The 13,112-nt window shown below is 34.7% G+C and carries 19 protein-coding genes; 17 read left to right on the top strand and 2 right to left on the bottom strand.

All coding sequences use genetic code 11. The features are described from left to right. Nucleotides 1-384 precede the first annotated feature (384 nt). Both GAB14E_RS24120 and GAB14E_RS12400 read left to right on the top strand, forming a co-directional pair. The gene (locus GAB14E_RS24120) at nucleotides 385-1,083 is read left to right on the top strand and encodes a thermostable hemolysin (protein WP_052093657.1); all 699 of its coding nucleotides are present in this window, start codon (nucleotides 385-387) and stop codon (nucleotides 1,081-1,083) included. A gap of 56 nt (nucleotides 1,084-1,139) precedes the next feature. Further along, a complete protein-coding gene (locus GAB14E_RS12400; RefSeq protein WP_231562029.1) occupies nucleotides 1,140-1,844 on the top strand; it encodes a tetratricopeptide repeat protein in 705 nt (234 codons plus the stop codon). 421 nt (nucleotides 1,845-2,265) lie between these two features. Here the strand turns inward: GAB14E_RS12400 and GAB14E_RS25510 are convergent, their stop codons facing one another. Together GAB14E_RS25510 and GAB14E_RS25515 are read right to left on the bottom strand one after the other, a co-directional pair. Next, the gene (locus GAB14E_RS25510; RefSeq protein ID WP_156115716.1) at nucleotides 2,266-2,562 is read right to left on the bottom strand and encodes a tyrosine-type recombinase/integrase; all 297 of its coding nucleotides are present in this window, start codon (nucleotides 2,560-2,562) and stop codon (nucleotides 2,266-2,268) included. Nucleotides 2,563-2,695: 133 nt separating this feature from the next. Then, nucleotides 2,696-3,241 (bottom strand): phage integrase N-terminal SAM-like domain-containing protein, encoded by a 546-nt coding sequence (locus GAB14E_RS25515; protein ID WP_156115717.1) that lies wholly within the window; start codon nucleotides 3,239-3,241, stop codon nucleotides 2,696-2,698. Nucleotides 3,242-3,603: 362 nt separating this feature from the next. Between GAB14E_RS25515 and GAB14E_RS12395 the strand changes: the two genes are divergently transcribed. The 15 genes from GAB14E_RS12395 to GAB14E_RS24130 all read left to right on the top strand — a co-directional run bounded on the left by GAB14E_RS12395 (nucleotide 3,604) and on the right by GAB14E_RS24130 (nucleotide 13,047). Further along, a complete protein-coding gene (locus GAB14E_RS12395; RefSeq protein WP_033082186.1) occupies nucleotides 3,604-4,191 on the top strand; it encodes a hypothetical protein in 588 nt (195 codons plus the stop codon). Nucleotides 4,192-4,308: 117 nt separating this feature from the next. Then, nucleotides 4,309-4,596: a hypothetical protein gene (locus GAB14E_RS12390; protein WP_033082187.1), complete on the top strand. Its 288-nt coding sequence runs from the start codon at nucleotides 4,309-4,311 to the stop codon at nucleotides 4,594-4,596. A 116-nt stretch (nucleotides 4,597-4,712) separates the two neighbouring features. Further along, a complete protein-coding gene (locus tag GAB14E_RS12385) occupies nucleotides 4,713-5,315 on the top strand; it encodes a hypothetical protein (protein WP_033082188.1) in 603 nt (200 codons plus the stop codon). 135 nt (nucleotides 5,316-5,450) lie between these two features. Next, the gene (locus GAB14E_RS12380) at nucleotides 5,451-5,876 is read left to right on the top strand and encodes a hypothetical protein (protein ID WP_033082189.1); all 426 of its coding nucleotides are present in this window, start codon (nucleotides 5,451-5,453) and stop codon (nucleotides 5,874-5,876) included. Nucleotides 5,877-6,000: 124 nt separating this feature from the next. Beyond that, a complete protein-coding gene (locus GAB14E_RS12375; protein WP_033082190.1) occupies nucleotides 6,001-6,594 on the top strand; it encodes a Crp/Fnr family transcriptional regulator in 594 nt (197 codons plus the stop codon). Nucleotides 6,595-6,766: 172 nt separating this feature from the next. Next, nucleotides 6,767-7,198: a hypothetical protein gene (locus tag GAB14E_RS0122945; protein WP_033082191.1), complete on the top strand. Its 432-nt coding sequence runs from the start codon at nucleotides 6,767-6,769 to the stop codon at nucleotides 7,196-7,198. 146 nt (nucleotides 7,199-7,344) lie between these two features. Beyond that, on the top strand, nucleotides 7,345-7,653 hold the full coding sequence (locus GAB14E_RS12370) for a hypothetical protein (protein WP_033082192.1): 309 nt from the start codon (nucleotides 7,345-7,347) through the stop codon (nucleotides 7,651-7,653). 205 nt (nucleotides 7,654-7,858) lie between these two features. Then, nucleotides 7,859-8,317, top strand: coding sequence for a helix-turn-helix domain-containing protein (locus tag GAB14E_RS0122950; RefSeq protein ID WP_156115718.1), 459 nt, complete (start codon nucleotides 7,859-7,861; stop codon nucleotides 8,315-8,317). Between the two features lie 83 nt (nucleotides 8,318-8,400). Further along, a complete protein-coding gene (locus GAB14E_RS12365; protein WP_033082193.1) occupies nucleotides 8,401-8,826 on the top strand; it encodes a DUF1761 domain-containing protein in 426 nt (141 codons plus the stop codon). A gap of 145 nt (nucleotides 8,827-8,971) precedes the next feature. Then, on the top strand, nucleotides 8,972-9,466 hold the full coding sequence (locus GAB14E_RS24125) for a nuclear transport factor 2 family protein (protein WP_052093658.1): 495 nt from the start codon (nucleotides 8,972-8,974) through the stop codon (nucleotides 9,464-9,466). Between the two features lie 133 nt (nucleotides 9,467-9,599). After that, on the top strand, nucleotides 9,600-10,151 hold the full coding sequence (locus GAB14E_RS12360) for a hypothetical protein (RefSeq protein WP_033082194.1): 552 nt from the start codon (nucleotides 9,600-9,602) through the stop codon (nucleotides 10,149-10,151). Between the two features lie 66 nt (nucleotides 10,152-10,217). Continuing rightward, nucleotides 10,218-10,772, top strand: a complete 555-nt coding sequence (locus GAB14E_RS12355; RefSeq protein ID WP_033082195.1) for a pesticin C-terminus-like muramidase — start codon at nucleotides 10,218-10,220, stop codon at nucleotides 10,770-10,772. Then, entirely contained in the window at nucleotides 10,772-11,452 is a 681-nt protein-coding gene (locus tag GAB14E_RS12350; RefSeq protein WP_033082196.1) for a hypothetical protein, read from the top strand. The genes GAB14E_RS12355 and GAB14E_RS12350 overlap by 1 nt, the downstream gene beginning before the upstream one ends. Nucleotides 11,453-11,541: 89 nt before the next feature. Then, nucleotides 11,542-11,976: a DUF695 domain-containing protein gene (locus GAB14E_RS12345; RefSeq protein ID WP_033082197.1), complete on the top strand. Its 435-nt coding sequence runs from the start codon at nucleotides 11,542-11,544 to the stop codon at nucleotides 11,974-11,976. Between the two features lie 111 nt (nucleotides 11,977-12,087). Beyond that, nucleotides 12,088-13,047: a DUF7822 domain-containing protein gene (locus tag GAB14E_RS24130; RefSeq protein ID WP_052093659.1), complete on the top strand. Its 960-nt coding sequence runs from the start codon at nucleotides 12,088-12,090 to the stop codon at nucleotides 13,045-13,047. Nucleotides 13,048-13,112: the final 65 nt, after the last annotated feature.

Consider the following 13,112-nt stretch of genomic DNA (forward strand, 5'->3'; position numbering starts at 1 on the left):
TTGATAACAAAGCTGAAACTGTAGAGTTATTCTCACAATAGGAAGATGTATGACAGAGCTTTATGATTTTGCGAATAGATATACTAGGCAATATGGGCATGCTTACTGATAAATTTCTAACAGCCATATGTCTTAGCTTAGAGTGCTAGTTTTCTTGATCAGCAGTTGAATCAATGGCTTATTAATTTTACCTTATTAAAAAAAATAAATTAGCAAAATATTATAATCCTTATTCATTCAAGCAGAAAACCCCTCACATATAATTCATAAATATTATTCTTTTCTAGAAATAAACCAGATCTATAAAAATATATTTTAAGCCTTAAGCCTTCTTTAAGGTTCAGCTATTACATTTATCATTATCAACACGCAGGAGTAGATACGATGATAAATGTAAATTCAAACAGCCATTCTCAAACGGCAATTTCATTAAAAAGGAATAAAGGGAATTTAATTAATAAACACTTAAACTTTGATATTCAACTTGCATCAATGGGCAGTGAACATAGAAATGAAATTGAAGCATTTATTAAACAAGGGTTTGCTAAAACATATGATGCAAAAATTTCAATTAGCACACCGTACTTATTAGCATTATCAAACGGTAGCTTCAAAGCTGCCCTAGGTATCCGCACTGGCCGTGATGATTTGTTTCTAGAACAATACCTATCAGGGCCTATTGAGCAGCAAGCCATTTTTATCGACAATAAGATTGAACGGCAAGAAATTGTTGAATTTAGTCATCTTTTTAGTAATGCGAAACGTTTTACCATTCCATTATTTATGGTGACCGCAGTATCATTATTTTGTCGTAATCATAAGTATTTAGTGTTTTCTGGTACAGAAAAAGTAATCAAGCTACTTGATAATGCAGGTGTGCCAACAACATTTATCGGTAATGCTGATCATACAAAAATATCAACATCTACGGATGATTGGGGTAATTACTACAGCACAAATCCTAAAATTATGGCGGTCTCACTTTTAGAAGTAATGTCTGTAATTTCTGAGCACCCGTTATATACAAGAATGTTTCAATCACTTGATAGCCAAATTGCAAAAATTTGTCGACAACTGCGCTAACCCATCAACCCATCAACCCATCAACCCATTATTTAATAAGCACAAGAGGTATTACCATGAAAAATATTAAAAACTTATACAAAATAGTTAAAACAACAATGATAAAATCAATAATATTGCTAACTTTTGTTAGCGGTTTAAGCGTTAACGTATATGCTGAAACAGCTGTTTCAAGTGACTTTAATCAAGCATTAATAGCATTGCAACATCAATGGACAGAGACAAATTACGCCCAGGATAAAAACATTAAAAAAGCAGCATTTATCGCCCTACAAGAAAAATCAACAGAGCTAATAACCGCTTTTCCTAAACAAGCCGAGGCGTGGATATGGCATGGTATCATTCAATCAAGTTATGCTGGTTTTAAAGGCGGATTAGGAGCACTTTCATTTGTTGATGATGCAAAAAATGCATTAGAAAAAGCACTCACTATGAACGAAAATGCATTACAAGGCTCGGCGCATACAAGCCTAGGTATTTTGTATTTGAAAGTACCTGGATGGCCAATTAGCTTCGGCGATGACGATGAAGCCGAAAGCCACTTAACAACTGCGCTAAAAATGAACCCAACAGGTATTGATGTAAATTATTTTTTAGCAGAGTTTTATATTGAGAAGGAAGAGTATAAAAAAGCAAAACTTCACCTAAATACTGCAAGCTCTGCCCCAGCAAGACCAAACCGTAAAGACGCAGATAAATTTAGGCAATTAGAAGTTCAGACATTACTTGCCCAAGTAAATGAAGAATTGAAAGATAACTAAAGGATAGTGAAAAAGCATAGATTATTATCAGTTCATTCCTTTCGCTAAATTCTGCCAATAGCGTATAAGATGGTAAAACAATGCTAAAGCACCTGATTTTGGTGCTTTAGCATTTAACATGCTCTTAACAGTATAAAAAATATAAACCAAGCCCAAGGGTAAACCTATCAAGGTAGCAGTTACGGCACAATTATTTCTTCTTGTAGTTGTTCCGATTAAACTTACCTGTCGGCGTCATTGTCTATGTAGACATTTTATAGAATTGATTTGCTTAAGCGACCTTGAATTCAGCAATAAACCTCTTCACTCCCACATAACTTTAGTTAAGAACAATAATTGTTAATTAAAGACCTTTACAATCCGACACAACAACACCACAAGGTATGGTTTGCAATATTTATTACATTTAACACCTTGAAAATTAAAGATCTAATGGAGTAGTCCACTCTCTATCTAGGGGGCTCATAGTATGACTAAACCGCGTTCCAACTACATGAGTGTATATTTCAGTTGTTCTTAAATCAGTATGACCCAGTAACTCTTGTACTGTCCTAATGTCAGAACCATTTATCAATAATTGCGTGGCAAATGAATGCCTAAATGTATTTGCAATAACACGTTTTGAAATATCACTTTTTAATACTGCTTGTCGTAATTGTTTTCTAAAGGCAGAACCATGAATGTGATGACGACAAATATAACCATCATACGGGTGCACACATCGCGTTTAGAAGGAAGTATTGCCAGCTGATATCTTTAGCTGCACTACTATATTTTTTGAGTAGCGATGGAGGTAATGAACTTAAGCCAAAACCTTCACGTAAATCTTTATCATGTATTTTTTTAACTTTTTAAATTTGGTCTTCAATTGCACAGTTGAGTGATTTAGGGAGTAATGTATACCTGTCTTTTCGCCCCTTGCCCCGAAAAATAAATAAGGTGTTATCAGCCAAATTAAGGTCTTTTATCCTGAGTTGAAGCGCTTCATTTATTCTTAAACCGCAACCGTATAATATAGAGGCAATCAGCCAGTGTGTAGAATGTAAGTGACTGATGATTGTAGTAGCTTCTACATGTGTTAAAACTGTTGGCATTATTTTTTCGCGCTTTGTGAAAGAATAACCTAGATTACTAATATCTCGATTAATGATATATCTATATAAAAATATAATCGCGCATAAAGCCTGGTTCTGTGTTGCAGCACTGATTTGGCGATTCACTGCTAGGTTATTCAAAAACCTTTCAATTTCATGATTCCTCATATCTTTTGGGTGCTTTTTATCATTGAAGATGATGAAACCTTTAATCCACTGCAGATATACTTTTTCTGTTCTCAAACTATATCGTCTTGTTCTGAGCTCATTGCGAACTAATTCTATAAAAGGTGACTTTCCCATCTTAAATACTCCTAAGCGATAGCTGTATATAATCACAGTTACAATTATTTTTTAATAAATGCAAGGATATGGCTCACTATGTAATTTTTTAAATGGCACGAATATTTATAAAGATATTTTTAACTCTTTGTTTTATTGATAATAATTTTCTTGCTAATTGTATATAGTGTGCCCCGTTATGGCACACATATCTCAATGCTCACTTTCTCCATTCGCGGTAATGTTTGATAAGACTAATAGTTACTGGTAACGTGCTAAAATTATTAATAAAAATGTGTGTTAGGGCTTGTTAAAATTCAAGGTTGATTTTGTATTAACTCGAAATGCGCACTAATACACTGTTATGTACTCAAGGAGGTTTGGTGAAATATTCTATATTTATATTACTAATTTGCTTTAGTAATATTTCAACAGCTAAAGATTTAATCTTGAGTAAAACAAGTTTAGGCTCTCTAAAATTATCTCAAGATTCTTTGATTTCATTTCAAAAAATTAAGAAGGCATTTCCTGATCATAATGTAACCCATGAGATAGCTTTTGGAGATTCACCAGACTTTCATAGAATAGAAATACAAAATAATGAAAAGGAGCAACTTTTTTATATTGTTTCATATTTCGATGAAAAAACAGATAAAGATACATCCCAATACAATATTGATTTGTTGGTTATTACTAGTTCTAAAATCATAGATCAATACGGTATTCGTATCGGTGATGACGTAAAAAAAATCATAATAAAAAGAGGTTTAAATTTACTCGTCTCGGCAAACCATTTCGACAATTCAATTGGTAATGATCTTATCTATTACTCAGTTGAGATTCCACTTAGCACAGAGTTTAAAGATAAAGGAATGGATTATATGAGTCCAGTTGGTGTTACCAAAGAACAAATTATTTTGGCTAATCCTGTCGTGACGTCAATGTCATGGCCTTACCCAAGTTGGGATTAATCGTACATAAGCTATTAAACAAGGACAAAAAACAGTTTGCTGTTTTCGTCCCTCAATATTTTAGCAAACAATTTTTTGCCTGTTAATAGGGCGTTATGTTTCTAAACGAGTATTTGTGTGAATCCTAAGTCTGATAAAAATATTGATACACCTCTTTTTCATACTCCTAAAACGATCCAAGTATCAAAAAATTCGATTTGGCCAACAAGAGTTTTCTTTTGGATCATTTCGGGATATTTTTTATATGAATCTTATTCAGGTTATATAGAAGAGACAATCTTTGTTAATCGGGACAGTTGGTCTTTAACCGAAGACCCATTTATATTCTGGTTTGCAATTATCGGATATGCAATTGCAGCATTAGGTTTCTTTTGGCAATCCTTTCGGGTTAAAGTCAAAACATAACAAGGCATTAAAGCAGGAAAATTTACAGTTGGCTGTTTTCACTGCGTTCAACATTTTAGCCAACTACAAATTTCCTCTTAATGAGGCGTTATGTACTTCGAGAGTTTTAGCTAACTATGGATGATTTAGAAAGTACAGTTGCTTTGATTTTTGCCTTCATTTCATCAGTAGTTATTCTTATTTACTATTTAAACCCTAAGCAATCTAATTGTTTAGATTGTAATAGCGTAATAAGCCACCAAAAAGAAAATCGATATAGTATTACGGTCAATGGTGAAGAAAATTCTCTATGTAAAAAGTGTTTCAATAAACGTCAAAAACAAGACGATTTAGTTGCTCAAAACTGTTCTTGTTGCTCGAAAAAATTTACAACAAGAATGAAAATCCATGAGTGGGATATTGGTAGTAAATTATGTTTTTTGTGCTCAAAATGTAATAGAAAAGGTGAATCTCAATTAAAGAGTAACTTTCAACTTATTGAAGTTTTAACAGATAACTTTATCCAAAATAATACCGGTGTAAACTCCTTGCAAGAGTATGTTGATAGCTCGAATATTGAAATTGATCACCAGAATGATCTTAATTCTCAAGAGTGGAATAACTTCATAGTCAAAACAACTAAGTTTCCGTCATGGAAAGCTATGGAAGCTAAAGCCATATCAGAGTTGTATTCTAAACATAAAAGTAGCATTATCGAAGAGTTGTGTAAAAGTACATAACAAGCTGTTAAACAAGGACAAAAAACAGTTGGTTTTTGCTCCTGCGTCGCGTATTTTAACCAACAATTATTTGCCCATTAAACGGGCGTTATACGCTAGTGGAGTTATAGCTAGCTTGTTATTAATGGATATATAATGAACAAAATATTAGCTGTACTGCCATTTATAGGCTTACTTTCTGTTTCTAGCTCTGCTGGAGAATTAGAAATATCAACGGGGTTTGGCCACCAGTATGGTGGGGTTTTAGGTGCTCAATTTGCAAATAAAACTGAATTGAGCAAATATTATATTTCTACTGGCTTGTTAGGTGCATCAGCGGGTTTTGAAACAACTTTTCAAAAAAACTCAAAGCATTCATTTGGACTTTCTGTCGGGGCTGAGGCCGTTTCTAGTGAAGATGGATTTGCTTTTGCAACATATAATTATCACTTTAATGGTTTCTCTAACAACGGTCTAGTTATTGGAACTGGCATCGGTATTAGGCGTCAAGAGGAAACATTAGGAGGTGATGATACAGAAACATCTTTTTCATTGACCCTCAACATAGGGTATAAGTTTTAGCGTATAAGCACTTAAAGCGAGACTAAAAACAATTTGCTCGGTTTCGCTTCGCTACACATTATAGCAGACAAATTTTTAGCCCCTTAACGTGGGCGTTAGGTTTAAAACTCACAACTGTAGTTCTATGAAATATTTTAGAAAAATGATTGAGCATTACATTCCTGTCAATGATGATGAGTGGGCTTATGCTTGCAAAATATTTGACATGAAACATGTCAAAAAAGGAACAATGATACATTACGCAGGTGACGTATTTAGTGATATATGGTTTATTAAAAGTGGTTTAGCCAGATCATATTTTAGTGATATGAATGGCAAAGATAATACTTGGCAACTCTATTTTAGAGGAAAAAGTAAGCATGGTTTAAACCACTTTATGGACGATAGTGTAAGCTTTTCTGAAAAAAAAGGGTCAATGCTTAACTTTGAAATTCTTGAAGATTCAGTTTTTTATGTAGCGTCTCTGGAAGCGATTAACAAGTTTATATCACAAGAAAAAAAATGGGAGCGTTTAGCTAGAATATGGATACATGACACCTATTATTCTGCAACATACAAACGTGTCCTTTCTCTCATGTCAGAGACTGCAGCCGAAAGATATGAACGTTTACTTGACGAATACCCTCTTATATTAGATCAAGTTAAGTCATATCATATAGCCTCTTATCTTGGTGTCGCTCCCCAGACATTGAGTAAATTAAAAAATGAATCTAGGTGAATGAAATTTAGTATTCCTTTGTTTACCATGTATTTTTTTAATGGAGGTTAACAATGAATACTGTTCAAAAATTTAAGAGCCCACATGAACAAAGCTCTCCGCCATACATTGGCAAGGTCTGGAGTGTAAGTAGCTCCACTGACTCTAGCGTTATGCTTACATAAGGAATATCATGATGGAACTTACACAGATAGGCACACAACTCATCTTTATTGGAATTGTCTTTTTTCTTGTCGGTTTAATACAAGGTGCATTGATACCAACAGTAAAAAATTCCCGGATGGCTCTTTCTGGTCATATGACTGCGGTTCAGTGCGGAATGGCTCTGGCGATTTTTGGTGTTATTTGGTCGCTGGTTGAGTTACCTTTATCTTTAGAAAACTTTGTGGCTTATGGCTCAGCATTGGGATTCATACTTATTTGGCTGGGAATAACTATTGCGTCTGTAACAGGTGCGAGTAAAGCGCTTCCAATCGCTGGGACTGGATTTTCAGCAACCGTCACTACCGAATTTACGGTTAAGATTATGGTACGTACTGGGTCACTACTATCACTAATTGCCTGTACTTTTTTAGTTTTTGGATTACTGCCAATACTTTGGTAGCCGTAAGAGATGTATAACAAAGCCATCAAGCCGACCTCCTTCCGTTTCGCTTTTTGGGCTTGGCGAAAGCGTCAGTTTAGCCTAAAAATCGCTTTAGTCGCCGGCTGATGGCGGTGTTATAAGTCATATCAAGTATGGAGTTTTAAATGTCAAATATTGGACATGTTCGATATTCTAAAGGTGATAAAGCTGGCGAATTAAAAGCCGTCTGGATTCATGATGATTGCGGTCAAGGAACTGGTCTAGCGATTGGTGATTCAAACACTAAATTCGAAGGCAAATACCAAATTAAGTATTTTGATGAAAACGGCACGTTACAAGCGGAGCGTGATTTAGAGATTATTAATAATGGTAATAGTTATAAATTAACTTGGAGTAAAAATGGGGTTGTTACCTGTGTTGGAATTGGAATGGAAAATTCTAACATATTATCAGCGGGTTATTATGATCTGTAGTGACGTATAATAAGCCAATTAAGACGGGACTAAACAGTTGACTATCACTCGTTCCTAGTACATTTTAGTCAACAATTTCGTGCCGCTTAGTATTGTGGCGTTATGTTGCTAAAATTGGCTCTGTCGGCATCTGTCGTATACTTTTCGTCACCGACACTTTAAAAAAATTGACATTATTATCGCTCAGAGTAGCGAGGAGATATTAATGATATTAAAAAATTTAAGAGCAGAAAAAAATTGGTCACAGGAACAGGTGGCAACATTCAGTGGACTTAGCACTAGAACTATTCAACGAGTTGAAAGTGGTCAAAGTGCAAGTATTGAAACTCTTAAGTCTATCGCCTCTGTATTTGAAATTGATATATCAAAACTAACAGAGGAAATTAAAGTGATAGATAAAAAATCGGAACATTGGAAAGCGCAACATTGGTTCTTTAGAATGTCTGCTTTGGGGACAGGTTCACGGAAAGCTCAAGTTAGAATAGAGTTAGTACTTTTAGGTTTAGCTGTTTTTGAAACTATAATGATTTACTTTGAAACTGCGCATACAGGACTAGCGCTGTTATTGATGTATGTTCTTTATAGCCACGTTGTTTTTATTAGGTATGGCGATAAGAATCAAGCTTGGGACACACAACATAACAAACCAATTAAGCGGGACTAAAAACAGTTTGCTCGGTTTCACTTCGCTACACATTTTAGCCCGTTGATTGGGCGTTGGTACTCAGTATATAGCCGAGGAAATATATGAATATTATCTTAGAATTACAAAGCCTAAACTACATAGGTGTAGCAGTCGCAACGATAGTGAGCTATGTACTTGGCTTTGGCTGGTATCACTGGGCAATTTTCGGTGAAGCATGGGCAAGTGCCTTAGGTCTCACTAAAGAGGAAGCTGACAATACCGAAGGTCTTGGCGGAGCTTTTGTAATATCTTTAATTTCTGGGCTAACAAAAACTATACTCATTGCTTTACTTATGTCGGCAACAAATATATCTGGTGTTCTAAGCGGGGCTTTTTTGGGGGCGGTAATTGCAACTGTACTTACTGTCACATCATTAGGTTATTATAATGGTTTCGCGCGCACACCTTCAAAATTAACATTAATAAATTCTGCCCATAGTGTTGTTGAACTTGCTCTAATTGGTGCAGTTATTGGTATATTTTCTTAATAAAAGTAGCCTAACAAGCGTATTCAGCATGGGACTGATAACAGTTTGCTCGGTTCCGCTACCCTACACATTTTGCAAACTATTACAGCCCCTTATTGGGGCGTTGGCAAGTACATTCTGACTACAGCTGATATAAAGGAAATATATGAATACTGGAATGATATCTCTTAAAGCCTTACTCTTTGGCGTTTTCACACTTACTTTAGTCGGTGAACTTAAAGCAAAAGAAAGCGCAGGAACTGCTTTAGAGGAGGCGAACTTAAAGAAGGCCTTGTATTGTATGGAAATACTTGAGAATCGACCTGATCTTGAGCCGTCGGATCGGATAAATATTTTGCGTAATGAATGTTACAGCGAAAACTTTATTGAGCATGCTCCGAATATACCTGATGGGCGAGATGCGTTGTTAAGCTTGTTTGCAAGCCGTTATAAGAAGTACCCAGAACTTTCAATGGCTATCAAGCGAACCGCTTCTGACGGTGACCTTGTTTGGCTCCACCTTCACGTCAAACATACACCGGAATCACTTGGTGGTGCGGGCATTCAGGTATTTCGAATGAAAGAAGGGAAAATTGTTGAGCATTGGGGAGTTGGACAGCCTATTCCAAAGGAATCTAAAAACAATAATACAATGTTTTAGATTAGTTTATGGATAGTTGCATTTAACAAGTTTCTTAAACGGACACAAACAGCTGGCTGTGCTCGTTCCTCGTTATTATAAGCAGCCATTTTTAGTCGTTTAACACAGCGCTAGGTTTTTAGGAGTATTAATCTTGCAATGGTATGAACCTTCGGGTTATTCAGATTGGCAATATAATAAAAGAGGTGGTGCTCCAAATATCTCTAAGATCCTTTTTGCCTCTTTAATTTTAATAATGTGTTTTGTTAGCTACAGTACATTATCTCTTGTATACAGACTAGAAAATGAAATCAATATACTTGAAGTTTTCGCTGGCCTTGTTTCTGTTGGATATCTGGGGATTCATTTATTTGCTTGGTTAAATTCAAAATTTGATTTTATAACAACAAAAGTTGAAGTTCAGGATACCTGTATTTATCGCTATAACGAAAATAGTACTGATGTAAATGAGCCTGAAATATACCTTAATGAAATTCAATCTTGCGAGTTCGAACTTGTAAAATGGCGAAAATATGAGTTTTATAATTGTCATATGAAACTTAAACCTCTTAGATCGAAATCCCGTGATTATTTCGAGTTTGGTATTCAAAAAGGTTTTTTTGAGAAAAATCAGGATAAATTACAAAGTACTTTTAATGGTAGTATATCAGCCGAAAAGTTAATGTCAGCTCCAATGAAAGATTAATCACCTAACAAGAAATTAAACAAGGACTGTACAGTTCACATCGAACATTAAATAAAGGAGTATTTTATGTCAGAGAATATTGATTACAAATTTTTAAGCAATCTTGAGGGAGGAAGTAAAACTATAGGTTACGTCCCTGCGGCAGGTGTAAGCAAAAGTGGGGTAACTATAGCTACAGGGTTCGATTTAGGTCAGCGTAATGAAAAAGACCTTAAATCATTAAAACTAAATGTTGCTTTGATTACTAAATTAAAACCATATTTGGGCAGTAAATCAGTAAATGCTCAAGCTTTACTGAAAAAGACCCCGTTGGTTATTAGCTCAACTCAGGCTAGCGCAATTGATAAAGCCGTAAAGGCAGATCATATAAGCAAATTAAAGTTAAAATATAATGCAGCGGCAGGAAATAAAAAAAAATTCATAGATATACCGCATCAAGCGCAAACTGTCATTACATCTGTTTCGTTTCAGTATGGTATCGGTTTAAATATACGAGCCCCTAAATTTTGGAAAGCCGTTACAACTCAGGATTGGGTAGAGGCAATAAAATTGTTGAAAGCATTCGGCGATGCCTACCCAACAAGAAGAAAAAAAGAAGCTGCACTATTGGGGAAAATTTAATGAAGTTTACTCTTTATTCATATTTATTAAGTCTTTGTGTTTTATCTGGGTGTTCAAATATTAGCTCACAGAATAACCATCATATCGTAAATGATGTTTTAGAATCATCTTATCAAGATATCGATAATTCACTTAGTAAAAGGCGAAGCAACCTACTATTTAATAATGATGAGGTTGCTAACAACTGCAACTCATACTTTTTATTGAATTCAAAGTATGATGTAGATGAATCTGTTTATAATCAACAGGTAAAAAGTGAATACTTGATTTGTGATGCTTTAGAGATTTTATTGAACTCGTCAAGCGTAACTAATAGCATAATAAATGACTCAAGTTTTGGAGAAAAACTTGCATCTAAACTTGATCTTAGAACATTCCCCTCTTCATTGCATAGGGCTGGTACTGAAAAGGCACATACACTTAAATCAATTTTCCCTGAACAATTTAAGTCTTTTGATAATGTGGTGGAAGTCGAAACTGAAGATTGGGCGTTTACTATTGAAGCTGTAGCTATGGCTAAGATAAATGACAACTCCCTTCCTGATTGGATTGTTTGGGTTTTAGATGAAAGTAAATCTGGAAACTATAGAGGTTATTCAACTCTCATCATTTATGACCCAGAAGAACGAAAAAATATCAAAGCTACTGTTTATCCACAGGTTTGTGGTTCAGTGTGCTAACAAGAAAATAAACAAGGACACGTAACAGTTGACTACCTAGGCCACCTATGAAGCATATTATAATATTAGCCTTACTCGGAGTAATTACGATGGCTCAAGCCGAAGATACATGGACTGTTGGTAAAATGAATATTATGGGTAAACCTGTCATTTATAAATTCATGAGTCAGCTACCCGATATTACTATTCAAAAAAAGTTACCTTGGTTAACTGTAATATCGTGGAAATATGATGGTTCAACTAATAACGGTATGCCTGTCTCTTCCGACAATAAGCAAATGATAGCGTTAGAAGATGGACTTGAAGAAATTAGTGGCGAAGAAAGTATCTATTTACCTGCGTACACAGCAACGGGTAATGATTTAAAAGAGTTTGTTTTTTACATTTCAGATAGAGATGCTTTTATTGATAAGCTAAATGAATCTCTTTCTTCACACTCAAGCTATCCGATAGAAATTAATTTTTATAAAGATGAAGAGTGGTCTGATTTAACTAAACTCTTATACGATTTCAAAGGTAGCTAACAAGAATTTCAAGCGGGACTTGCTAACAGCTTGTCTGGTTCTACTTCGTTTCACATATTAGCAAGCTATTACTCGCCGCTTAAAACGGCGTTAGGTATTTAGGAGTTTCAATTGGCAAATCGTACTTATTTGTTTTCATCTAACGGAGAACCTAGTGATAGTAACTCACTAGTATTAACCGGTTTGTCTGAATGGAATTATGAGATCCCTCTTTTATACAAAGTACTTTTTTCTGGAAATAAAGCTGTAGAGTGTCAGTCTTTAATATGGGACTTGGATGAACCTCTGGCCATCTCTATTAGTTATGAGGTAGCAATTAAAAATATTTACTGTTTCAAAGACTCAGTTTCATCTATTTATTCATCTGAGATAATTAAGTCAGCAATTCAGTTTTTATCAAAAGATGAAAATAAAGGTGAATTTTTAATATTGGAACCCTATGAAATCTACCTTTTGAATGGCGATAGTCCTTATGAACAGCAACAAGATCTTTTGGCTGAACTTAAGTCTTTTGACGTTAATAAAATAGCTGAAGATTTCATTCATAGGTATAGCAAAAATAATAAAAAAGAATTTACATCTATTTTTAAAAAACCTTCGATAGATTTTAGTCATTTAGAAGACTCTCTTAATCATTTGGGGTTTAACGAGTGGAGTAATAATTTATACTATGTGCCTTACCCTCCAAAAGATAAAGCCGTCACACCAAACTATAATTATTTTAAAATAGTTAATTTTGAACTTTCTAACCTCGATTCTTATGCATGGTTTAAGAGTATTAAAATCGATAGAGAGTCTAAACAAGTCCACCTTATTGAGCATCGAAATAGACGAGAATTTACCGCTTTATTAGTTGATGAAAACCGAGAAGTAAATGATAAATTAAATTTTAGATTTAATATTGAACCTAAAACAAAGCATGATCTGATGCATATTTTTAGTTTAATGAAAGGTTTTGGAGAAGAAGGTATATGGAGACTGAGTTCTTCGTCTTTAGAAAAGAAAAATGGTGAGATTACTCTACGAGCTGTAGGAAGTACTGAAGAGTACTCTTTTAAAGAAAATACATAAGCCAAGGTTTAGTGAGTGTACATTCCAAAAAGAGTTATTGACCCTTTGTGGTGGTGACGAAATGT

Source organism: Colwellia psychrerythraea, from assembly GCF_000764185.1.
In the GTDB taxonomy this organism is placed as follows: Bacteria; Pseudomonadota; Gammaproteobacteria; order Enterobacterales; family Alteromonadaceae; genus Colwellia; species Colwellia psychrerythraea_B.